22 protein-coding genes are annotated in these 21,860 nt (G+C 60.7%); 17 read left to right on the forward strand and 5 right to left on the reverse strand.

Features of this window, described 5'->3' with window-relative positions; genetic code table 11:
- Positions 1-20 precede the first annotated feature (20 nt).
- A complete protein-coding gene (locus tag BMX68_RS15225; RefSeq protein WP_051000663.1) occupies positions 21-1,598 on the forward strand; it encodes a glycoside hydrolase family 17 protein in 1,578 nt (525 codons plus the stop codon).
- Between the two features lie 93 nt (positions 1,599-1,691).
- Here the strand turns inward: BMX68_RS15225 and BMX68_RS15230 are convergent, their stop codons facing one another.
- A complete protein-coding gene (locus BMX68_RS15230; protein ID WP_017132995.1) occupies positions 1,692-2,048 on the reverse strand; it encodes a hypothetical protein in 357 nt (118 codons plus the stop codon).
- A gap of 235 nt (positions 2,049-2,283) precedes the next feature.
- On the opposite strand from BMX68_RS15230, the gene BMX68_RS15235 reads away from it, so the two are divergent.
- The 3 genes from BMX68_RS15235 to BMX68_RS15245 all read left to right on the forward strand — a co-directional run bounded on the left by BMX68_RS15235 (position 2,284) and on the right by BMX68_RS15245 (position 5,280).
- Entirely contained in the window at positions 2,284-3,582 is a 1,299-nt protein-coding gene (locus BMX68_RS15235; RefSeq protein WP_017132996.1) for a serine protein kinase PrkA, read from the forward strand.
- Positions 3,575-4,363, forward strand: a complete 789-nt coding sequence (locus BMX68_RS15240) for an MlaA family lipoprotein (RefSeq protein ID WP_017132997.1) — start codon at positions 3,575-3,577, stop codon at positions 4,361-4,363. The genes BMX68_RS15235 and BMX68_RS15240 overlap by 8 nt, the downstream gene beginning before the upstream one ends.
- Positions 4,364-4,476: 113 nt before the next feature.
- Positions 4,477-5,280: a Cof-type HAD-IIB family hydrolase gene (locus BMX68_RS15245; protein WP_017132998.1), complete on the forward strand. Its 804-nt coding sequence runs from the start codon at positions 4,477-4,479 to the stop codon at positions 5,278-5,280.
- Here BMX68_RS15245 and BMX68_RS15250 read toward each other — a convergent pair.
- Together BMX68_RS15250 and BMX68_RS15255 are read right to left on the reverse strand one after the other, a co-directional pair.
- A complete protein-coding gene (locus tag BMX68_RS15250; RefSeq protein ID WP_017132999.1) occupies positions 5,277-6,464 on the reverse strand; it encodes a patatin-like phospholipase family protein in 1,188 nt (395 codons plus the stop codon). The genes BMX68_RS15245 and BMX68_RS15250 overlap by 4 nt on opposite strands.
- A gap of 72 nt (positions 6,465-6,536) precedes the next feature.
- On the reverse strand, positions 6,537-7,472 hold the full coding sequence (locus tag BMX68_RS15255; protein ID WP_017133000.1) for a lipid A biosynthesis lauroyl acyltransferase: 936 nt from the start codon (positions 7,470-7,472) through the stop codon (positions 6,537-6,539).
- Positions 7,473-7,592: 120 nt separating this feature from the next.
- On the opposite strand from BMX68_RS15255, the gene minC reads away from it, so the two are divergent.
- From minC to BMX68_RS15290, 7 genes are all read left to right on the forward strand, one after another.
- Positions 7,593-8,330, forward strand: a complete 738-nt coding sequence (gene minC, locus BMX68_RS15260; RefSeq protein ID WP_026013285.1) for a septum site-determining protein MinC — start codon at positions 7,593-7,595, stop codon at positions 8,328-8,330.
- A gap of 203 nt (positions 8,331-8,533) precedes the next feature.
- A complete protein-coding gene (gene minD / locus BMX68_RS15265) occupies positions 8,534-9,346 on the forward strand; it encodes a septum site-determining protein MinD (RefSeq protein ID WP_017127819.1) in 813 nt (270 codons plus the stop codon).
- A gap of 3 nt (positions 9,347-9,349) precedes the next feature.
- The gene (gene minE, locus BMX68_RS15270; protein WP_007898843.1) at positions 9,350-9,604 is read left to right on the forward strand and encodes a cell division topological specificity factor MinE; all 255 of its coding nucleotides are present in this window, start codon (positions 9,350-9,352) and stop codon (positions 9,602-9,604) included.
- A gap of 92 nt (positions 9,605-9,696) precedes the next feature.
- Positions 9,697-10,332 (forward strand): RluA family pseudouridine synthase, encoded by a 636-nt coding sequence (locus BMX68_RS15275; RefSeq protein ID WP_017133002.1) that lies wholly within the window; start codon positions 9,697-9,699, stop codon positions 10,330-10,332.
- Between the two features lie 146 nt (positions 10,333-10,478).
- Positions 10,479-11,768: a M18 family aminopeptidase gene (locus tag BMX68_RS15280; RefSeq protein WP_074862343.1), complete on the forward strand. Its 1,290-nt coding sequence runs from the start codon at positions 10,479-10,481 to the stop codon at positions 11,766-11,768.
- Between the two features lie 150 nt (positions 11,769-11,918).
- Positions 11,919-12,101 (forward strand): hypothetical protein, encoded by a 183-nt coding sequence (locus BMX68_RS15285; RefSeq protein ID WP_017133003.1) that lies wholly within the window; start codon positions 11,919-11,921, stop codon positions 12,099-12,101.
- Between the two features lie 63 nt (positions 12,102-12,164).
- Complete coding sequence (locus BMX68_RS15290; RefSeq protein WP_026013286.1) at positions 12,165-14,321, forward strand: mechanosensitive ion channel family protein; 2,157 nt, start codon at positions 12,165-12,167, stop codon at positions 14,319-14,321.
- A 36-nt stretch (positions 14,322-14,357) separates the two neighbouring features.
- Here the strand turns inward: BMX68_RS15290 and BMX68_RS15295 are convergent, their stop codons facing one another.
- Positions 14,358-15,071 (reverse strand): UTRA domain-containing protein, encoded by a 714-nt coding sequence (locus BMX68_RS15295; RefSeq protein WP_017133005.1) that lies wholly within the window; start codon positions 15,069-15,071, stop codon positions 14,358-14,360.
- Between the two features lie 383 nt (positions 15,072-15,454).
- Between BMX68_RS15295 and BMX68_RS15300 the strand changes: the two genes are divergently transcribed.
- The 6 genes from BMX68_RS15300 to BMX68_RS15325 all read left to right on the forward strand — a co-directional run bounded on the left by BMX68_RS15300 (position 15,455) and on the right by BMX68_RS15325 (position 20,737).
- Entirely contained in the window at positions 15,455-16,522 is a 1,068-nt protein-coding gene (locus BMX68_RS15300) for an ABC transporter substrate-binding protein (RefSeq protein ID WP_017133007.1), read from the forward strand.
- Between the two features lie 75 nt (positions 16,523-16,597).
- Complete coding sequence (locus BMX68_RS15305; RefSeq protein ID WP_017133008.1) at positions 16,598-17,404, forward strand: alkaline phosphatase family protein; 807 nt, start codon at positions 16,598-16,600, stop codon at positions 17,402-17,404.
- Positions 17,401-18,246 carry an ABC transporter permease gene (locus BMX68_RS15310; protein ID WP_017133009.1) on the forward strand — a complete coding sequence of 282 codons (846 nt, stop codon included), beginning with the start codon at positions 17,401-17,403 and terminating at the stop codon, positions 18,244-18,246. Before BMX68_RS15305 ends, BMX68_RS15310 begins: the two co-directional genes overlap by 4 nt.
- Entirely contained in the window at positions 18,233-19,048 is an 816-nt protein-coding gene (locus BMX68_RS15315; RefSeq protein WP_017133010.1) for an ABC transporter permease, read from the forward strand. Before BMX68_RS15310 ends, BMX68_RS15315 begins: the two co-directional genes overlap by 14 nt.
- Positions 19,045-20,034 (forward strand): ABC transporter ATP-binding protein, encoded by a 990-nt coding sequence (locus tag BMX68_RS15320; protein ID WP_017133011.1) that lies wholly within the window; start codon positions 19,045-19,047, stop codon positions 20,032-20,034. The genes BMX68_RS15315 and BMX68_RS15320 overlap by 4 nt, the downstream gene beginning before the upstream one ends.
- 49 nt (positions 20,035-20,083) lie before the next feature.
- The gene (locus tag BMX68_RS15325) at positions 20,084-20,737 is read left to right on the forward strand and encodes an HAD family hydrolase (protein WP_017133012.1); all 654 of its coding nucleotides are present in this window, start codon (positions 20,084-20,086) and stop codon (positions 20,735-20,737) included.
- A gap of 51 nt (positions 20,738-20,788) precedes the next feature.
- Here BMX68_RS15325 and BMX68_RS15330 read toward each other — a convergent pair whose 3' ends face one another.
- Complete coding sequence (locus BMX68_RS15330; protein WP_017133013.1) at positions 20,789-21,751, reverse strand: NAD(P)H-quinone oxidoreductase; 963 nt, start codon at positions 21,749-21,751, stop codon at positions 20,789-20,791.
- Positions 21,752-21,860: the final 109 nt, after the last annotated feature.

A 21,860-nucleotide genomic window follows, 5' to 3' on the forward strand; every position in this document is an offset into this window, starting at 1 on the left:
TGTTCCCAGACGGCCTGACCATGCCCGCCACCACCCGCTTCCCGCTCCTGCCCTATCTGTTCGCCTGCCTGCTGGGCATCTTTGCCCTTTGTGGTTTTTGGTATGGTCTCGGCCAGCCGGTAATCCTGCCGGACGCCGCGACGCCGACACACAAGCTTCAATGCGCGTCCTACACGCCGTTCGACAAGGACCAGTCGCCCCTCGACCAACCCTTCAAGCCTCGCCCGGAACGCATGGATGCCGACCTGGCCCTGTTGGCCAGCCGCTTCGAGTGCATTCGCACCTACTCCATGACCGGTCTTGAAGCCTTGCCTGAGCTGGCGCGCAAGCACGGCCTGAAGCTGATAATCGGTGCCTGGGTCAACAGCAATCCGGTGGACACGGAAAAGGAAGTCGATGCCCTGATCGCCTCGGCCAATGCCAACGCCGACGTGGTCACGGCAGTGATCGTCGGCAACGAAACCCTATTACGCAAGGAAGTGACGGCGCCGCAACTGGTCAGGTTGATCCACAAGGTCAAGGAGCATGTGAAACAGCCAGTGACCTACGCCGATGTCTGGGAGTTCTGGCTCAGCCATCCGCAAATCGCGCCGGCGGTGGACTTCCTGACCATCCACCTGCTCCCCTACTGGGAAGATGACCCAGCCGGAATCGACGCAGCCATCGACCATGTGGCGCAGATCCGCCAGACCTTCGGTAAGCGCTTTGCTCCCAAGGATATCCTGATCGGCGAAACCGGTTGGCCGAGCGAAGGTCGTCAGCGGGAAACCGCGCTGCCAAGCCGCGTCAACGAAGCCCGCTTCATTCGCGGTTTTGTCACCCTGGCCGAGCAGAACGGCTGGCACTACAACCTGATCGAAGCCTTCGACCAACCTTGGAAGCGAGGCAGCGAAGGTGCGGTCGGCGGCTACTGGGGGCTATTCGACGCCGACCGCCAGGACAAAGGCATCCTCGCCGGGCCGGTGTCAAACCTGCCGTACTGGCCACAATGGCTGGCAGTTGGCGGACTGGTTTTCCTCGGCACCCTGCTGGTCGGCGGGCGCGTACACGCTACTCGAACCGCCCTGGCCCTGCCGTTGCTCGGTGCACTGGCCGCTTGTTCCATCGGCGCCTGGGGAGAGCTGGCACGGGTGACCAGCCGCTTTGCCGGCGAATGGATTTGGGCAGCCTTGTTGCTGGTCCTGAACCTGCTGGTGTTGATCTATGCCGCATTGACCCTGGGCAGCCGGGCGGGATGGCGCGCGGCTGCCTTCAACCGGCTGGAACAACGGGCCGGCTGGCTGCTGGCGGGTGCCGGATTCGCTGGTGCAGTGATGATGCTGGAATTGGTACTGGACCCGCGCTACCGCAGTTTCCCGAGTGCGGCGCTGCTGTTGCCGGCGCTGGTCTTTCTGTTTCGTCCGGTCCGGGCACCGCGTGGAGAAGTCGCCCTGCTGGCCTTTATCATCGGTGCCGGGATCGCCCCGCAGTTGTATCGCGAAGGCCTGGAAAACCCACAGGCCTGGGGCTGGGCGGCGGTCAGCGTGCTGATGGTTGCCGCGCTATGGCGTAGCCTGGTGACGAGCCGGCTTGCCCGCGCTGGGGGCGAAACCCCCTAAAACCGCAAAAATCGGGAATCAGGCAGAGCGTGGCGGTGCGGCGTACCGACAATCCCGCTCGCCACAACCCCATGCCGAACCAGGGAGACAGCCTCAGGACCTCACCAACCGCAACCCGCCTAGCACCACCGCAAACACCGCCAGGCTGGTGTTGTACAACGCCAACGCCGGAAAGCCGATCAGCAACGTCAGCACCGCCAGTACCCGACCGGCCCGGCCCGGCACCAGGAACCCCAGCACCGCCGCGCCCAAAGCGGCCCAGCCCAATACCTGGAAATGAATCAACCAACCCAAATTCGACCGCGCCTGACACTCCCAGCGCAGCGCCTCGTCGACGCAAATGCCAACCCACTGCCCATCCTCCATCAACCCGTAGCGCACGCCGTAACTGGCGATCAGCCACAGGGGCAGGACGATAAGCAGCAGGATCAGCGGCAAACGGTGGGACATGAACAACTCCGATAGGCGAAAACGGCGCCCAGCATAGTCGCCAGGACGGCGTATGCAAGCGTTAACCACTCGCGGCGGGCCCGCAAAATGAGGCAAAGTGTATCGTCTGTAAGCTATGGTCTGATGAACGCGCTCCGATTGCACTATTTATGCAATGAAACAGGGCACTTGACAGTAGTCCAGTGGTCATAGCCCGCGCCATCCATTCGGCATTTTCCTTTAAAGGGATGTAGTCATGTTCCGTTTTCTGCGCCTCGCGGCTTTCATCGGCGGCCTCATTCTGAGTGCGTCTGCGCTGGCGGTCGATGTCGACGCCGCCAGCTATGGCTATCCGTTGACCAACCCGTTCGAAGCGACCCTCGCCACGACTCCGCCAGAACTGCGCCCGCAATTGCCCAGCGATGACGACATCGATCAGTCCGACTACCAGTTGAAACTACGACCGGAACGCGAGTTCACCCTTCCGGACAACTTCTGGGCGGTGAAGAAACTCACCTACCGCCTCGCCAGGCAGGACCACGCCGCGCCACTGATCTTCCTGATCGCCGGCACCGGTGCACGCTATGACAGCAGCCTCAACGAGTACCTGAAAAAGCTCTATTACAAGGCCGGCTATCACGTCGTCCAGCTATCATCGCCCACCAGCTTCGACTTCATGAGCGCCGCTTCGCGCTTTGCCACTCCTGGAGTGAGCCAGGAAGACGCCGAGGACATGTATCGGGTGATGCAGGCCGTGCGGGCGCAAAACCCGAAACTGCCGGTGACCGACTACTACCTCACCGGCTACAGCCTGGGCGCGCTGGATGCAGCCTTTGTCAGTAAGCTGGACGAGACCCGTCGCAGCTTCAACTTCAAGAAAGTCCTGCTGCTCAACCCCCCGGTCAACCTCTATACCTCTATCACCAACCTCGACAAGATGGTCCAGACCGAGGTCAAGGACATCAACGACACCACGACCTTCTATGAGTTGGTCCTGGCCAAGCTGACCCGCTACTTCCAGCAGAAAGGCTATATCGACCTCAACGACGCCTTGCTCTACGACTTCCAACAGTCCAAGCAGCACCTGACCAATGAACAGATGGCGATGCTGATCGGTACTTCCTTCCGTTTCTCGGCCGCGGACATCGCCTTTACGTCGGACCTGATCAACCGTCGCGGACTGATCACTCCACCAAAATACCCGATCACCGAAGGTACCAGCCTGACCCCAATGCTCAAGCGCGCCTTGCAATGCGATTTCGACTGCTATCTGACCGAACAGGTGATCCCGATGTGGCGCGCCCGTACCGACGGCGGCAGCCTCCTGCAGCTGGTGGACCAGGTCAGCCTCTATGCCCTCAAGGACTACCTGCGCGACAGCCCGAAAATTGCCGTGATGCACAACGCCGACGATGTCATCCTCGGTCCGGGCGACCTGGGTTTTCTGCGCCGCACCTTTGGTGATCGCCTGACCGTTTACCCCCACGGCGGCCACTGCGGCAACCTCAATTACCGCGTCAACGCAGACGCCATGCTGGAGTTTTTCCGTGGCTAAACATCTGATGCTTATCGCTGCCTGGCTCTGCGCAGGCTACGCCCAGGCGGACAACAGCAAGGCCCACGATCCGGTGGTGCCCGATCCGGACGGCTTCACCGAGCCGATGAAACAGCTCAAGTTCAACCCAGGCCTGGACCAGCGCGAATTCGAACGCTCGACGCTCAATGCACTGAACGTCTATGACCCACTGGAGTCTTGGAACCGCCGCATCTACCACTTCAACTATCGCTTCGACGAGTGGGTGTTCCTGCCACTGGTCGACGGCTACCGCTATGTCACGCCGACCTTCCTGCGCGAGGGAGTGAGCAACTTCTTCAGCAACCTGGGGGATATCTCCAACCTGCTCAACAGCCTGTTCCAGCTCAAGGGTAAGCGTTCACTGGAAACCACCGGACGCCTGCTGCTCAACACTACCCTCGGTGTCGCCGGCCTGTGGGACCCGGCGACCAGGATGGGCCTACCGCGCCAAACCGAAGACTTCGGCCAGACCCTGGGCTTTTATGGTGTACCGGGCGGCGCCTACCTGATGCTGCCGTTCTTCGGGCCATCGAACCTGCGCGACACCGGCGGGCTGATCTTCGACTTCACCGCCGAATCGCAGATCAACTTCCTCAACGTCTCCCAGGCCAGCGACGACCATCCGGAAATTTATGCCCTACGGGCCATCGACAAGCGCTACACCACAAGCCTGCGCTACGGTCAGTTGAACTCGCCGTTCGAATACGAGAAGGTACGCTACGTGTATACCGAGGCGCGCAAGCTGCAGATCGCCGAATAAACGCCAAGGCCCGCCTCAGCTGAGACGGGCCACTATCAACCGAATAACACAATTGATCTCTACAGTCCCGCCGGGCAGACTCCTGCACACTCCATACGGTTAAGGACAACAGCATGTACCGCCTCATCGCTTCCGACCTGGACGGAACCCTGCTGCTTGCGGACGAGCGCATCGGTGAGTTTTCCCGATCAGTCCTGGACAGGCTCGTCGAATCCGGCAGGCACGTGGTGATCGCCACCGGTCGCAGCCAATCCGATGTCGAATCGATCCTGCGCGATTATCCGTTGCCGGTGCACCTGATCACCTCCAACGGCGCCCGCATCACCAGCGCTTGCAAAACCCTGACGGCCAGCGAGCACCTGCCCGAAACCGTGGTACGGGCATTGCTCGACGCGACAAAGGCTGATCCGAACCTGGTGACCAACGTTTACTGCGATTCGCGCTGGATCACCAACGCCGACAGTCAGCTGCTGGAGGACTTCAACCATAACCACCACTTCCAGCCAACCGTCCTGGATGTCGAAGCGTTTCCGCTCGAGGCCGTCGAGAAAGTGTTCTTTATCCACAGAGACCAGGACCACGATGCGCTGGTGCTACTCGACGAACAACTCAAGCCCTTGGTCGGTCAGGCCGTGCATAGCACCTTTTCAGCACCCTGGTGCCTGGAAATGATGGCCAGCACGGTGTCCAAGGGCAATGCCCTGAAAAAGCTCGCCGCGTTCCTCAATGTGCCCATGAGCCAATGTATCGCCTTCGGCGACGGCATGAACGATGTGGAGATGCTCACGGTAGCCGGCAAGGGCCTGATCATGGGCACCGCTCACCACAAGGTGATGCAGGCGCTGCCCGAGCACGAAACAATCGGTGCCTGCACCGACGAGTCGGTGGCCCGGTACTTGGCGGCGCATCTGCTCTAGCTGCTGACTGAAGCTACCTGCAAGGCCGGCGACCGTTGGGGCAGGCCGAGGAATCGGCATAACTCATCGCGCTTGGCCATCGCATCGCGGCGGCCGAGTTCGATCAATTCACTGCAATAACCGGCCTCGAACAGCAGGTAACTGAGTACGCCGGCACCACTGGTCTTGGTGGCGCCCGGCCCGCGCAGGAACAGGCGTAACGCCGACGGCAGCTCATGACGATGGCGCGCGGCAATCTCATCGATCGGCTGGCTCGGCGCGATCACCAGCACCTCCACCGGCGCCAGGCCCAGGCTGCACGACTGCAACGGCAACAACCGGCTGAACTGGTTCAGACGCTGCAACAATTCGATATCGCTTTCCAGGCTATCGATAAAGGTACTGTTGAGCATATGCCCGCCGATCTGCGCCAGGCTCGGCTGCTGCCCGCTATAGATACGTTCGATGCCGGCCTGGGTATCGACACCTCGCGGGTTGCCGCTGACCCCGACTACCAGCACGCGATTGGCTCCCAGGTGCAACGCCGGACTGATGGGTGCCGATTGCCGTACAGCGCCGTCGCCGAAATACTCCTGGCCGAGCTTGACCGGCTCGAACAACAACGGAATGGCCGAGCTGGCCAACAGATGCTCGACGGTCAATTGTGTCGGCTGGCCGATACGCCGATGGCGTAACCAGGAACCAATGGTGCCCTTGCCCTGGTAGAAAGTCACCGCCTGGCCCGACTCATAACCGAAGGCGGTCACCGCCACGGCACGCAATTGTTGGTGCTCGATGGCCTGTTCGATCCCCGGCAGATCGATCTTTTCGTTAAGCAGATCACGCAGTGGCGAGCTGTTGAGCAGAGCTACCGGTACCTGGGCGCCGAGGCCGAAAAGGCTGTGACCGATAAAACGGGTCGCCTGACGAATCACCCCCGGCCAGTCGCTGCGCAATACCCGGTGGCTGCGAAAGCTCTGCCAAAAAGCAGTCAGGCGCTCGATGGCCGCCGTGAAATTCATCGCCCCACTGGCGAGACTGACTGCATTGATCGCACCCGCCGAAGTGCCGACGATCACCGGAAACGGATTAGCCGCCCCTGGCGGCAACAGCTCGGCTATCGCCGCCAGCACGCCTACCTGATACGCAGCTCGTGCGCCCCCACCCGAGAGAATCAAGCCAGTCACCGGTTCACTTAGGCTCATCGCGACACTCCTTCAATCAGGTAGTTACCTGATACACCAGGCTCCTCCTCGCCAGCAAGCGTCGACGACAGATTATCGGCCTTTTTTATCGTAGAGCCTGGGTTCGCCCGGCGGTCGGCTCTTGAATCGGCGATGGGCCCAAAGGTACTGCTCGGGGCATTCACGCAACGATGCCTCAATCCACCGATTGATCCGCAGGCAATCGGCCTCCTCGGACTCGGCGGGGAAATCCTTCAGCGGTGGATGAACCACCAGCCGGTAACCGCTGCCGTCGGCCAGGCGCTCCTGGGTGAACGGCACCACCAGCGCTTTACCCAGGCGGGCAAATTTGCTGGTGGCAGTAACGGTCGCCGCCTGAATCCCGAACAGCGGCACGAAGATACTCTGCTTGATGCCGTAGTCCTGGTCGGGTGCGTACCAGATCGCCCGGCCAGCGCGCAGCAACTTGAGCATGCCGCGAACATCGTCGCGTTCGACCGCAAGGGAATCGAGGTTATGCCGCTCACGCCCCCGTCGCTGGATAAAGTCGAACACCGCGCTCTTGTGCTGGCGATACATGCCATCGATGGTGTGTTGCTGGCCGAGCAGGGCCGCACCGATCTCCAGGGTGGTGAAATGCAGGGCCATGAGAATCACCCCCTTGCCCTCGAGCTGAGCCTGCTTCAGATGTTCGAGACCCTCGATGTGGCTCAGACGCGCCAGGCGCGGCTTGGCCCACCACCAGCTCATGGCCATTTCGAAGAAGGCGATGCCGGTGGAGGCGAAGTTTTCCTTGAGCAGTCGCGTGCGCTCGGCGGCGGACTTTTCCACAAAGCACAATTCCAGGTTGCGCGCGGCGATCCGCCGGCGTTCACCGGCAACCCGATACATCAACGCGCCCAGCATTCGACCGCTGCACAACAGGGCGCCATAAGGCAACTGAACAATCAACCACAATAGCCCCAGACCCAACCAAAGCAACCAGTAGCGCGGGTGAAAAAAAGCAGCTCGAAAACGCGGGCGATCCATTAATGATTCCGGACAGACACAGGGCCGCGCATTCTACAACGGTTCGACCCGGCTTGCGGGGCGCGGGCGTTCTCGTTATAAGTCTCGGCACTTTTAGTGAAAAGCCGCGTTATGCCGACCATGAGCCAAACCGAACCGCTAGACCAGGATCCCGTGTTCCAGCTAAAGGGCAGCATGCTCGCCATCACAGTATTGGAACTGTCGCAGAACAACCTCGATGTGCTTGATCGCCAACTGGCCGCCAAGGTAGCCCAAGCCCCCAACTTCTTCAGCAACACGCCGCTGGTCCTGGCACTGGACCAGCTGCCCGCCGACCAAGGTGCCATCGACCTGCCCGGCCTGATGCGTGTTTGCCGACAGCACGGCCTGCGGACCCTGGCGATCCGCGCCAACCGCATCGAAGATATCGCGGCCGCCATTGCCATCGACCTGCCCGTACTGCCGCCGTCCGGTGCCCGCGAACGGCCGCTCGGTCCGACGGAAGGCGCCGTGAAGAAAAAACCGGAAAAACCGCCGGAACCAACGCTCAAACCGACCAAGATCATCACCACCCCGGTCCGTGGCGGCCAGCAGGTCTACGCCCAGGGCAGCGACCTGGTGGTGGTGTCTTCCGTCAGCCCCGGCGCGGAACTTCTGGCCGATGGCAACATCCATGTTTACGGACCGATGCGGGGGCGCGCCCTGGCCGGCGTCAAGGGTGACGCCCAGGCGCGGATTTTCTGCCAACAGTTGAGTGCCGAACTGATCTCGATTGCCGGCCAGTACAAGGTTTCCGAGGATTTGCGCCGCGATCCGCTATGGGGTGCAGGCGTTCAGATCAGCTTGTCCGGCGACGTGTTGAACATCATCCGTCTTTAACGGATACTTGGCGCCATTTCCAAAACGTCGCCTTCTCGTAGCGAAAATAGCTTCAACGACGTAAGAAAACACGAAATGTAAACATTTACCGACGGCACTTTGAACATTTCGGCGCCTCCCAGTTGAAGCTGCACGACTACAGTTGTTTTTCAGTGACGTTCTTCAGGGACTGGAAAGTCCTTTTTCCTTAGGGGTGAAACACCTTGGCCAAGATTCTCGTGGTTACATCCGGCAAGGGTGGTGTGGGTAAGACCACCACCAGCGCCGCCATCGGCACCGGCCTCGCGCTGCGCGGCCACAAGACAGTCATCGTCGACTTCGACGTCGGCCTGCGTAACCTCGATCTCATCATGGGCTGCGAACGCCGCGTGGTGTATGACTTCGTCAATGTCGTCAACGGCGAAGCCAACCTGCAGCAAGCCCTGATCAAGGACAAACGCCTGGAAAACCTGTACGTGCTGGCGGCCAGCCAGACCCGTGACAAGGACGCACTGACCAAGGAAGGCGTGGAAAAAGTCCTGATGGAACTCAAGGAAACCTTCGAGTTCGTGGTTTGCGACTCCCCGGCTGGCATCGAGACCGGTGCGCACCTGGCGATGTACTTCGCCGACGAAGCGATTGTCGTGACCAACCCGGAAGTTTCTTCGGTACGTGACTCCGATCGCATGCTCGGCTTGCTGGCCAGCAAGTCGCGTCGTGCCGAGAAAGGCGAAGAGCCGATCAAGGAACACCTGCTGCTGACCCGCTACAACCCGGAGCGCGTGAGCAAGGGTGAAATGCTCGGTGTCGAAGACGTCAAGGAAATCCTGGCGGTGACCTTGCTGGGAGTGATCCCGGAATCCCAGGCGGTGCTCAAGGCCTCCAACCAGGGTGTACCGGTGATCCTCGACGACCAGAGCGATGCTGGCCAGGCTTACAGCGACGCAGTTGACCGTCTGCTGGGCAAGACCGTCGAGCATCGTTTCCTCGATGCACAGAAGAAGGGATTCTTCGAGCGCCTGTTTGGAGGCAATTAAGCAATGAACCTTTTTGACTTCTTTCGTGCCAGCAAAAAAGTAAGCACCGCGTCGGTCGCGAAAGAGCGTCTGCAGATCATCGTGGCGCACGAACGCGGCCAACGCAGTACCCCGGACTACTTGCCTGCCCTGCAAAAGGAGTTGGTGGAGGTGATCCGTAAGTACGTCAATATCGGGTCTGATGACGTGCACGTTGCCCTGGAAAACCAGGGCAGTTGCTCGATCCTGGAACTCAATATCACCCTGCCCGATCGTTGATCGATCCGGTTGCAGCCACGGCGGCTCAATCGCCTTCACTCCAGGATGGAGGCGATTGAGCCGCCGTTGGCGTTTGTCACGAGACTGTTTTAATGCCGTTGTCCACTCTCCGCATCATCCACCAGGACGCCGCCGTACTGGTGGTGGACAAACCGACCCTGCTGCTCTCCGTTCCAGGCCGGGCCGATGACAACAAGGACTGCCTGATTACGCGCCTGCAGGAAAACGGCTACCCCGAAGCCCGCATCGTGCATCGGCTGGATTGGGAAACCTCGGGTATCATCCTGCTGGCCCGCGATGCCGATAGCCATCGTGAATTGTCGCGACAGTTCCACGACCGGGAAACCGAAAAAGCCTACACCGCGCTCTGCTGGGGCCAGCCGGAACAGGACAGCGGCAGCATCGACCTGCCATTGCGCTACGACCCGCCGACCAAGCCCCGGCATGTGGTCGACCACAAGTTCGGCAAGCACGCACTGACGTTCTGGAAAGTGCTGGAACGCCGTGGCGAGGGGTGTCGCGTCGAGTTGACCCCGATTACCGGACGCTCGCATCAGTTGCGGGTGCATATGCTTTCCATTGGCCATCCACTGCTCGGCGACGGCCTTTACGCGCACCCGCAGGCCCTGGCGGCCTGGCCACGCCTGTGCCTGCATGCGAGCATGCTGAGCTTCACCCATCCACAGAGTGGCGAACGCCTGCGCTTCGAGTGCCCGGCACCGTTCTGACGACCGTACCCGCCGTGCTCGGCGAAGCCATCGTAAAATCGCTCACCGTGGTGCATCCGACGCTAAAGAATGACTTCAATCTTGAGTCCTCGGCAAAACTACCCAGCAATACGGTAAACTTCCGACACTGCTGTCTGGAGCTACTTATGCGCGAAGAGTTGAACCAAGGCCTGATCGATTTCCTCAAGGCCTCTCCCACCCCTTTTCATGCCACCGCCAGCCTGGTCCAGCGCCTGGAAGCGGCGGGTTATCAACGCCTCGACGAACGCGAGACCTGGAACACCGAAGCCAACGGTCGCTACTATGTCACCCGCAACGACTCTTCCGTCATCGCCATCAAGCTCGGTCAAGCCTCGCCGCTGCTGGACGGCATTCGCATGGTCGGCGCCCACACCGATAGCCCGTGCCTACGGGTCAAGCCACAGCCCGAGCTACAGCGCCAGGGCTTCTGGCAACTGGGTGTCGAAGTCTACGGCGGTACCCTGCTCGCCCCCTGGTTCGACCGCGACCTGTCCCTGGCGGGGCGCGTCACCTTTCGCCGCGACGGCAAGGTCGAAAGCCAGTTGATCGACTTCAAGGCCCCCATCGCGATCATTCCCAACCTGGCGATTCATCTCAACCGTGAAGCCAACCAGGGCTGGGCGATCAATGCCCAGAACGAACTGCCGCCGATCCTCGCGCAGTTCGCGGGTGACGTGCGGGTGGATTTTCGCGCTGTGCTCACCGAGCAACTGGCCCGCGAACATGGCCTCAACGCCGATGTGGTGCTCGACTACGAGTTGAGCTTCTACGACACCCAGAACGCCGCCGTGATCGGGCTGAACGGCGACTTTATCGCCGGTGCCCGCCTGGACAACCTGTTGTCCTGCTACGCCGGCCTGCGGGCACTGCTCACCAGCGACACCGAGGAAACCTGCATACTGGTCTGCAACGACCATGAAGAAGTCGGTTCCTGCTCCGCCTGCGGCGCCGATGGCCCGATGCTCGAACAAACCCTGCGCCGCCTGCTGCCAGAAGGCGACGAATTCGTGCGCACGATCCAGAAGTCCCTGCTGGTCTCGGCCGACAATGCCCATGGCGTACACCCGAACTACGCCGACAAGCACGACGCCAATCACGGCCCGAAACTCAATGCCGGCCCGGTGATCAAGGTCAACAGCAACCAACGCTATGCCACCAACAGCGAAACCGCTGGTTTCTTCCGTCACCTGTGCATGGCCGAAGAAGTCCCGGTGCAAAGCTTCGTGGTCCGCAGCGACATGGGTTGCGGCTCGACCATCGGGCCGATCACCGCCAGCCACTTGGGCGTGCGCACCGTGGATATCGGCCTGCCGACCTTCGCCATGCACTCGATCCGCGAATTGGCGGGCAGCCATGACCTGGCGCACCTGGTCAAAGTGCTCAGCGCCTTCTTCGCCAGCCGCGAGTTGCCGTAGCCATCCGCCTGGCAACCCAGCCTGGTGGCGAGCGGACAAGCTCGCTCGCCACCAGGCTGCCTTCCTCCCATATTGCGCCTGATACACATCCACAGCAGTTGCGCCAAAGCGACCTAGACTCACAGTACCTCCCTCGACAAGGCCGTCGCGATGATCAGCCAGTTTGCGTTTCACTCCATGCTTATTCCGATCCTGGCAGGCATGCTGATGCTGGCCGTCGGCTTCAATTTCCGTGAGCGCAATGCCGGTCCGGTGTTGATCTGGCTCGGGATGCTGTGCATTCTCGGCACCGTGGTGTACAAGATCCTCGCCAAATTGGCAGAAGCTGAATAAATGCGCGGCGCCTGAGGCTGGCGTACACTCGATCAATCCGCATCTTGTATGGTTGACTGCCTAGTGTTCGCCCGTCTTTTCGCTCTGCCCATCTGTCTGTTTATCTGCTTACTGACGCTGATGCCGTTGGCTCCCGCCCAGGCCATCGGCCTGCCCAGCCTGTTAAGCAGCGCCGAAAAAAACCAGCCGCAACCGGTCGAGCCCCTGGCCCAATCGCTGGACGAAGTGATCAAGAACCTGGAGAACGACCAGCAGCGCAGCAAGCTGCTGAGCGACCTGAAAAAACTCCGGGACAGTACTCAAAAGGCCCAGCCGGTCACCGAGGAGGGTGTGCTCGGCCTGATCGGCAGTACCCTTTCCAACTTTGAAAAACAGTTCACCGGCACTGACAGCCCGCTCAATCGCTGGTCGCAGGAGCTCGATCAGGCCAAGGAAGAAATGCTCGCGCTGATGCTTCCGCTCAGTGAATGGCTACCGATCATCTTCGCCTTCGCGCTGATTCTGCTGCTCTGGAGCTTCCTCGCCTGGACCATGATCTGGCTCAGTCACCGGGTCCGCCTGCGCTTCGGCCTTACCGAGGAACTGCCTCAGCATCCGCGCACGGTCGACCTGCTACGCTTCGCCCTGCGCAAGCTCGGTCCCTGGATGATTGCACTGCTGATTACCGTGTACCTGAGCTATGCCCTGCCATCGTCCCTGGGCAAGGACCTGGCGATGGTGCTCGCTTATGCGCTGGTGGTCGGGACCTGTTTCTCGGCGATCTGCGTGATCGCCTTCTCCGTGCTCGATGGTCCACACCGCCACCAGGCGCTGCATATCCTGCGCCACAGGGCCTTTCGGCCATTGTGGCTGATCGGCAGTTTCGCCGCGTTCGGCGAAGCCCTCGGCGATCCGCGCCTGGTGGCCACCCTCGGCAGCCACCTGGCCCATACCGCCGCGACCTTCGCCAATGTCATGGCGGCGCTGTCCACCGGACTGTTCATTCTGCGTTTCCGACGCCCCATCGCCCACCTGATTCGCAACCAGCCGCTGTCGCGACGCCTGACCCGTCGCGCCCTCAGCGATACCATCGAGATTCTCGGCACCTTCTGGTTCGTTCCGGCCCTGATCCTGGTGGCAATCTCGCTGTTCGCCACCTTTGTCTCCGCTGGCGATACCAGCACTGCCCTGCGTCAGTCGCTGATCTGCACCGTGCTGGTGGTGCTGTGCATGGTGATCAATGGCCTGGTCCGACGCCATGCCCTCAAGCCGCAGCGCGGGCACAAGCGCCATGCGCTGTATTCCGAGCGGTTGAAGAGTTTCTGCTACACCCTGGTGCATCTGTTTGTCTGGCTGGTCTTTATCGAGCTGGGCCTACGGGTTTGGGGCATGTCGCTGATCCGCTTTACCGAAGGCGAAGGTCATGAAGTCAGCGTCCGGCTGTTCAGCCTCGGCGGCACACTGATTTTCGCCTGGCTGGTGTGGATCCTCAGCGACACCGCCGTGCACCATGCCCTGACCCGCTCGCGCAAGGGCCTGGCCAATGCCCGGGCGCAAACCATGATGCCGCTGATCCGCAACGTGTTGTTCGTGGCGATCTTCATCATCGCGCTGATCGTCGCCCTGGCAAACATGGGCATGAACGTCACGCCACTGCTGGCCGGTGCCGGTGTGATCGGCCTGGCCATCGGTTTTGGCGCGCAGTCGCTGGTGGCGGACCTGATCACCGGGCTGTTCATCATTATCGAGGATTCCCTGGCCATCGACGACTACGTGGATGTCGGCGGCCACCTCGGCACTGTCGAGGGCCTGACCATCCGCACCGTGCGGCTGCGGGACATCGACGGCATCGTGCATACCATTCCCTTCAGCGAAATCAAGAGCATCAAGAACTACTCGCGAGAGTTCGGCTATGCGATCTTTCGGGTGGCGATCCCCTACAACATGCCCATCGACGACGCGATCAAGCTGATGCGCGATGTCGGCCAGAAGATGCGCACCGATGCGCTGCAGCGGCGCAACATCTGGTCGCCACTGGAGATCCAGGGCGTCGAGAGCTTCGAGTCCGGCAGCGCGATCCTGCGGGCCCGCTTCAAGACCGCGCCGATCAAGCAATGGGAAGTGTCACGGGCATTCAACCTGTCGCTCAAACGTACCATGGACGAGGCCGGCATGGACTTGGCGACCCCACGCCTGAGTGTACAGGTGGTGACCGCCGGGGGTGGTCTGGAGAAAGAATAAGGCGATCGAAGCCGAGCGTTATTGGCGGCGAGCGGGCTACACCACATCCACCCCAACATGAATCGCATCATGTCGCCAGAACTCCAGGTCACAGTCGATCAGCCGTTCATGCTGGTCGTAGTTGACCCGGGCAATCCGTAGGCCCGGGCTACCCGCCGATACCCGTAACGCCGCAGCCGCTTCCACCTGCAACGAGGTCGGCACGATTTCGAAGCGCACCCGCCCGTAATGCAGGTCGTAGTGGCGGGCATACAGCTCGGTGATCGACTGGTTCAGGTCGAACTCCAGGATGCCCGGAAAATACCGCGGATTGAGGTAGTGCTCGACATACAGCACCAGCCGCTCGTCGATCCGTCGCGCCCGGCAGATCTGGATCACGCTGGACAACGCCGGCAGTTGCAACCAGTCGCACACCGCCGCCGAAGCCGGTTGCAGGCGCGCGGATATTACCTGGGTGGAGGGCACCCGCCCTTGGGCGCTGACCATCGCGTGAAAGTGGCTACGCTGCATAAGGTTGTAGGCCAGTCGCGGCGGCGAAATAAACCAGCCCCGGCGTTCCTCCCGATAGATCAGCCCTCGGGCCTCCAGCTGTAACAACGCCTCGCGCACGGTGATCCGAGTGGTGCTGAACAACTCGCTGAGCTTGCGCTCGGCCAACAGCTTGCTTCCCGGTGGCAACAACCCGTGTTCGATCTGCTCATGGAGCGCCTGAGCGATGGCTGTCACCGCTTTGGGTGTTTCTGCGCGCATCAATGTTACCCATCTGGACTAGTCCAGCAGCGTTCGAGAGCAAAGTTGCGCAAGATCGCGATCTCTGGTTTTAGTACTCAGCCTAGGCAATACAGATGACTGATATGTGACAAAGCGACGAACCGGTACGCCTTAACAACTATTTTATGAAAAAAATTAACTTAAATTTCAATAAATTAAAGATGGTCTACGCTGAGTTCAGCAACCATGAGCGCTACCGGAAAAAACTTCCTGGGACTGATGCCGACATCAAAGTGTCATCCGGCAAGCTTAAATTGGCTCAGGTATTGCTGACCTAGACCAAACAATCCGCGCCGTCGCACTATTTTTATAAAAACCGTCGATAAAAATCTCAGGGTTGAAAACGCCCAAAGGAGCTTCGGATGAAACAGCTTTTCCTGGCATCATTGTTAGGCTCGACCATTGCCCTGTGCACCTATGCCATGGCCGCCGACACCGATTTGCAGGCACTCGAAACCGCCGCCAGGCAAGAAGGCGCCGTCAACAGCGTTGGCATGCCCGATGACTGGGCGAATTGGGTGGGTACCTGGAAGGACCTCAGCGACAAGTACGGCCTCAAGCATATCGACACTGACATGAGCTCGGCCCAGGAAGTGGCCAAGTTCGCGGCGGAAAAAGACAACGCCAGCGCCGACATCGGCGACGTCGGGGCCGCATTCGGCCCCATCGCGGTCAAGCAGGGTGTGACCCAACCGTACAAGCCGAGCACGTGGGCTCAGGTCCCCGATTGGGCCAAGGACAAGGACGGCAACTGGGCGTTGGCCTACACCGGCACCATTGCTTTCATCATCAACAAGAAGTTGCTGCATGGCTCCGTTGCCCCGAAAAGCTGGGCGGACCTCAAGACCGGCAAATACAAGGTCTCCATCGGTGACGTGAGCACCGCCGCGCAGGCCGCCAACGGCGTACTGGCCGCCGCCTTGGCCAACGGTGGTGACGAGAAGAACATCCAGCCCGCGCTGCTGATGTTTGCCGAAATCGCCAAGCAAGGCCGCCTGTCGCTCGCCAATCCGACCATCGCTACCATGGAAAAAGGCGAAGTCGAAGTCGGCGTGGTCTGGGACTTCAACGGCCTGAGCTACAAGGCCAAGATGACTAATCCGGATGACTACGTCGTGCTGATCCCATCGGACGGTTCGGTGATTTCCGGCTACACCACCCTTATCAACAAATACGCCAAGCACCCGAACGCCGCCAAGCTGACCCGCGAGTACATCTTCAGCGATGCCGGCCAGACCAACCTGGCTCGCGGCAACGCACGCCCCATCCGTGCCGAGCACCTGACCCTGCCGGAAGACGTGAAAGCCAAGCTGCTGCCTAATGAGCAGTACCAGAAAGTCACACCAATCAAAGACGCCGATGCCTGGGAAAAGACGTCCAAGGCGCTGCCACAGCAATGGCAGGAAGAAGTCATCATCAACATGCCATAACACCATCCTCCCTGTGCGCGGGCTTGCCCGCTCCCACAGGGGTTGGGGTCTCCCCCTTGTCACGAGGTCCGGCTTATGCGGCACAACGTTATCCTGGTGGTGCTCGATGGCCTGAACCACGAGGTCGCCCGCCACGCCATGGGCCATCTCCAGGCTTACGCAGGCGCCGGACGCGCAGCGTTGTACAAACTGGAATGCGAGTTACCTGCGCTGTCAAGACCGCTCTACGAATGCATTCTCACCGGTGTGGCTCCGATCCAGAGCGGCATTGTGCATAACCATGTCTCACGCCTGTCCAACCAGCGCAGCGTGTTTCATTACGCCCGCGACGCCGGCCTGAGCACCGCCGCGGCGGCCTATCACTGGATCAGCGAACTGTACAACCGCTCGCCTTTCGTCGCGGCCCGCGACCGCCATACTCGCAACGACAGTCTGCCGATCCAATATGGGCACTTCTACTGGGTCGATCATTATCCCGACTCCCATCTATTCGCCGATGCCGAAAGCCTGCGCCTGCAATACGCGCCGAACTTCCTACTGGTACACCCGATGAATATCGACGATGCCGGTCACCAGCACGGTCTCGATACCGCGCAATACCGCAACAGCGCGCGTTCGGCCGACATCATCCTGGCCGACTACCTGCAAGGCTGGCTCGACGCTGGCTACCAAGTGCTGGTGACCGCCGACCACGGCATGAACAACGACCGCTCCCACAATGGCCTGCTGGCCGAAGAGCGCGCCGTGCCGCTGTTCGTTCTCGGCGCTGCCTTCAGTTTCAATCCCGACGCCGCGCCCCAACAGACGCAGCTCTGCGGCACGATCTGCGAGCTGCTGGGCGTTCCCCATGACAAGCCTGTTTGCCGAGAGCTATTGAAGTGAACTCACTCATACGTGGCAAATCACTCGCCGTGCTCTGCCTGGTGCCCTTTGCCCTGTTCTTTATTGTGTTCGAGATTGCACCGCTGGTATGGGTGTTGATCAACAGCCTGCAATCGGAGGAAAGCGGCTGGGGCCTGGCTAACTTCAGCAAAATCCTGCGTTCGAAGTTCTATCTACAGGCGATCCAGTTCAGTTTGGAGATCAGCTTCTGGTCGAGCGTGTTCGGCATGTTTATCGCGGTGCTCGGCGCCTACTCGCTGCGCCGAGTCGACTCGCGCCTGCGCGATTTCGTCAACGCCTTCGCCAACATGACCAGCAACTTCGCCGGCGTGCCCCTGGCCTTCGCGTTCATTATCTTGCTGGGCTTTAACGGCACCTTCACCCTGATGCTCAAACAAGCCGGGATCATCCAGGATTTCAACCTGTACTCGAAGACGGGCCTGATCATTCTCTACACCTACTTCCAGATTCCCCTGGGCGTGCTGCTGCTCTACCCGGCCTTCGATGCCCTGCGCGAGGACTGGCGCGAGTCCGCGGCGCTGCTCGGTGCCGATAGCTGGCAGTTCTGGCGGCACATCGGCCTGCCGGTGCTGACCCCGGCACTGCTGGGCACTTTCGTGATCCTGCTGGCCAACGCTCTCGGCGCCTACGCCACGGTCTATGCCCTGACCACCGGTAACTTCAACGTGTTGCCGATCCGTATCGCCGCCATGGTCTCCGGCGACATCAGTCTCGACCCGAACATGGCCAGTGCGCTGGCGGTGGTGTTGGTGAGCCTGATGACCTTCGTGACCGTGATCCACCAGTGGCTGTTGAAGAGGCACTATCATGTCGCGCGTTGAACCCGGCTCCGGCGCTTTGTACCACCGCGTAGTGGTCTACCTGTTGTTCCTGATCCTGCTGCTGCCGCTGGCCGGCACTCTGGTCTATTCCATTGCCAGCAGTTGGTCAGCGACCATCCTGCCCAGCGGTTTCACCTTCAAGTGGTACCTGCAGCTGTGGAGCGACCCGCGCTTTCTCAGCGCCTTCGGCCAGTCGCTGATCGTCTGCGTCGGCTCGCTGGTGCTGTCGACGGTGCTGATCCTACCGCTGCTGTTCGTGGTGCACTACCACTTCCCCAAGCTCGACGCGCTGATGAATATCCTGATCTTGCTGCCCTTCGCGGTGCCGCCCGTGGTGTCCTCGGTGGGACTGTTGCAACTGTACGGTTCCGGGACGTTCGCCATGGTCGGTACGCCGTGGATCCTGATCGGCTGCTACTTCACCGTAGCCTTGCCATTCATGTACCGGGCCATCACCAACAACTTGCAGGCGATCAACCTGCGCGACCTGATGGACGCCGCCCATCTGCTCGGCGCCAGCACCTGGCAGGCCGCGCTCCTGGTGGTGTTGCCCAACTTGCGTAAAGGTCTGATGGTCGCGTTGCTCCTGTCGTTCTCCTTCCTGTTCAGCGAATTCGTATTCGCCAATATCCTGGTGGGCACTCGCTATGAAACCCTGCAGGTGTACCTGAACAACATGCGTAACAGCAGCGGCCACTTCACCAGCGCCCTGGTGATCTCCTATTTCCTCTTTGTTTTGGCGCTCACCTGGGTCGCCAATCATTTGAACGCTTCACCAAAAGAGAAGGACAAAAGCCAATGAGCTTCCTCAGTGTCCAGAACCTGAAGAAAACCTACGCCGGCACCACGGTGTTCAGCGACATCGACTGCGACATCGCCAAGGGTGAGTTCATCACCTTGCTCGGCCCGTCCGGCTGCGGCAAGTCCACGCTGCTGCGCTGCATTGCCGGCCTGACTGCGGTGGACAGCGGCAAGATCCGCCTCGACGGTCAGGACATCGTTCCCCTCAGCCCGCAGAAACGCGCGATTGGCATGGTGTTCCAGAGCTACGCGCTGTTCCCCAACATGACCGTGGCACAGAACGTTGCTTTCGGTCTGAAAATGCAGAAGGTCAATGCCGACGAGAGCCACCAACGAGTGATCGAAGCCCTCAAGCTGGTAGAGCTACACGACTTAGCCGCTCGCTATCCGCACCAGCTATCCGGCGGTCAATGCCAGCGCGTGGCCCTGGCTCGCTCGCTGGTTACCCGTCCACGTCTATTGCTGCTCGACGAGCCGCTGTCGGCCCTCGATGCCCGGATCCGCAAGCACCTGCGCGAGCAGATTCGGGCGATCCAGCGTGAGCTGGGCCTGACGACCCTCTTCGTCACTCACGACCAGGAAGAAGCCCTGACCATGAGCGACCGGATCTTCCTGATGAACCAGGGCAAGATCGTCCAGAGCGGCGACGCCGAATCGCTCTACACCGCGCCGGTGGACGTGTTTGCCGCCGGTTTTATCGGCAACTACAACCTGCTCGATGCCGACGCCGCCAGCCGCCTGCTGCAGCGCCCGATCAACGGGCGCATCGCCATTCGCCCGGAAGCCATCGAACTGAGCATCGACGGCGAGTTGGATGCGCTGATCCGCAGCCATAGCCTGCTGGGCAACGTCATTCGCTACCGGGTAGAGGCGCGGGGCGTGGAACTGGTGGTCGATGTGCTCAACCGCTCAGCCGCCGATCTGCACCCCGATGGTCGGCGCCTGGCGCTGTCTATCGATCCAACGGCCCTGCGTGAGGTAGCCTGATGTTATTGACGCGTTTGCAGAACGTCTTCTTGAAGAGAGAGTGTCGTTGATGGCCCTGGCAATTTTTGATCTCGATGAAACCCTGATCCACGGTGACTGCGCGACGCTCTGGAGCGAGCAGATGGGGCGCCTGGGCTGGGTCGATCCGGAGTCCTTCATGCGCCGCAACAATGAACTGATGGCCGCCTACGATACAGGCGAGTTGGCCATGGAGGACTACATGCTGTTCAGCCTGGAGCCCATGGCCGGACGCACCCCGCAAGAGATCGAGCATTTAGTCGAACCCTGGGTCGAAGAGGTGATCGAGCCGTTGATCTACAGTGATGCCTGCAAGGCGATTGCGGCCCATCGGGCAGCGGGCGATCGGATCCTGCTGATTTCCGCCTCCGGCACCCACCTGGTGAAACCGATTGCCGAACGCCTGGGCATCGATGAAGTGTTGGGCATCGAGCTGGAGATCATGCACGGTGTCTACAGCGGCCATACCACCGGCACCCTGACCTACCGCGAAGGCAAGATCACTCGTCTGCTGGAGTGGCTGGACGCCGAAGAGGAAAACCTCGAGGGCGCGAGTTTCTATTCCGACTCACACAACGACTTGCCATTGCTGCTGAAGGTCGACCATCCGCACGCGGTGAACCCCGACCCGGTTTTACGCGAACAGGCACAAGGAGCCGGCTGGCCTGTCCATCACTGGAAATAGCCCCTCGTGCCTATCGAAGCGCAACGCCGCTGCCACAGGCCTACGGTGGATTCACACCAGCGTTTCGTCGATCACCAGTACCAGCTTACCCGCCACCTGGTTGCTGGCCAGCTCGGCGAACGCCAGTTCGGCATCTCGGATCGGGAAGACCTTGGCCAACTGCGGGCTGAGGCGTTTCTCGGCGAACAGTGGCCAGACGTGCTGGCGTAGGTCGCCGAGCAGATCCGCCTTGAATAGCGCGTCGCGACCGCGCAAGGTCGAACCCAGCAACTGGATACGCTTGGCCAGGATCTTTGCCAGGTCCAGCCGGGTTTCCCGTCCGCCCATCAAGCCGATCAACACCCACCGCCCGTCAACTGACAAAAGTTTCACATTCAGCTCGGTGTAGTGGGCCCCGACCGGGTCGAGGATCACATCAAAGGGCGCGAAATCGCTCAGCCCCTCGATATCGTCATCGCGTACCACCCCGCCTTGAGCTCCCAACGCCTCGCAATAGACCAGTCGCTGCGCCGAACCGACACTGACCCAGCAGGGGTTGCCGAACGCCTTGCACAACTGAATGGCCGCCGAACCGACACCACTGGCACCGGCATGCAACAGAACTTTTTCACCCGGCTTGAGCCCGGCCAACTGGAACAGATTCAACCATGCCGTGGCATAGACCTCAGGCACCGCGGCCGCCTCGAACAGACTCAGGCCCTGCGGCACCGGCAGTACATGACGTTCATCGACCACCACTTCCTCGGCCATGCCGCCACCGGCCAACAGTGCACAAACCCGATCACCCACTCGCCAGGACGATCCCGCCCCCACTTCACTGATCACCCCTGAGCACTCCAGGCCCAACACTTCGCTAGCCCCCGGCGGTGGAGGATAGAGTCCGGCCCGCTGTAATAAATCCGCTCGATTGAGGCCGGCGGCCGCCACCCGAATCCGCACTTGGCCGACATCACAAGCCGGACTTGGCGCATCAACCCACACCACTTGACCTTCAACGCCTTGCAATGCTTTCACGGTGCCTCCATAGTGAGTCTGGACTGAGCCCGGAGCTGTAGCGCCGGGCTTTTTGCATTATGCGACCGGTCCGAGGGTCGTACGAAAACTTGCCAGTGCAGTTTTGGTA

This window comes from Pseudomonas agarici (genome assembly GCF_900109755.1).
Classification (GTDB): domain Bacteria; phylum Pseudomonadota; class Gammaproteobacteria; order Pseudomonadales; family Pseudomonadaceae; genus Aquipseudomonas; species Aquipseudomonas agarici.

Coding starts and splice junctions, on each gene's coding strand:
- BMX68_RS15225 (WP_051000663.1), top strand. CDS start 21: ATGCCCGCCACCACCCGCTTCCCGCTCCTGCCCTATCTGTTCGCCTGC.
- BMX68_RS15230 (WP_017132995.1), bottom strand. CDS start 2,048: ATGTCCCACCGTTTGCCGCTGATCCTGCTGCTTATCGTCCTGCCCCTG.
- BMX68_RS15235 (WP_017132996.1), top strand. CDS start 2,284: ATGTTCCGTTTTCTGCGCCTCGCGGCTTTCATCGGCGGCCTCATTCTG.
- BMX68_RS15245 (WP_017132998.1), top strand. CDS start 4,477: ATGTACCGCCTCATCGCTTCCGACCTGGACGGAACCCTGCTGCTTGCG.
- BMX68_RS15250 (WP_017132999.1), bottom strand. CDS start 6,464: ATGAGCCTAAGTGAACCGGTGACTGGCTTGATTCTCTCGGGTGGGGGC.
- BMX68_RS15255 (WP_017133000.1), bottom strand. CDS start 7,472: ATGGATCGCCCGCGTTTTCGAGCTGCTTTTTTTCACCCGCGCTACTGG.
- minC (WP_026013285.1), top strand. CDS start 7,593: ATGAGCCAAACCGAACCGCTAGACCAGGATCCCGTGTTCCAGCTAAAG.
- minE (WP_007898843.1), top strand. CDS start 9,350: ATGAACCTTTTTGACTTCTTTCGTGCCAGCAAAAAAGTAAGCACCGCG.
- BMX68_RS15275 (WP_017133002.1), top strand. CDS start 9,697: ATGCCGTTGTCCACTCTCCGCATCATCCACCAGGACGCCGCCGTACTG.
- BMX68_RS15280 (WP_074862343.1), top strand. CDS start 10,479: ATGCGCGAAGAGTTGAACCAAGGCCTGATCGATTTCCTCAAGGCCTCT.
- BMX68_RS15285 (WP_017133003.1), top strand. CDS start 11,919: ATGATCAGCCAGTTTGCGTTTCACTCCATGCTTATTCCGATCCTGGCA.
- BMX68_RS15295 (WP_017133005.1), bottom strand. CDS start 15,071: ATGCGCGCAGAAACACCCAAAGCGGTGACAGCCATCGCTCAGGCGCTC.
- BMX68_RS15300 (WP_017133007.1), top strand. CDS start 15,455: ATGAAACAGCTTTTCCTGGCATCATTGTTAGGCTCGACCATTGCCCTG.
- BMX68_RS15305 (WP_017133008.1), top strand. CDS start 16,598: ATGCGGCACAACGTTATCCTGGTGGTGCTCGATGGCCTGAACCACGAG.
- BMX68_RS15315 (WP_017133010.1), top strand. CDS start 18,233: ATGTCGCGCGTTGAACCCGGCTCCGGCGCTTTGTACCACCGCGTAGTG.
- BMX68_RS15320 (WP_017133011.1), top strand. CDS start 19,045: ATGAGCTTCCTCAGTGTCCAGAACCTGAAGAAAACCTACGCCGGCACC.
- BMX68_RS15325 (WP_017133012.1), top strand. CDS start 20,084: ATGGCCCTGGCAATTTTTGATCTCGATGAAACCCTGATCCACGGTGAC.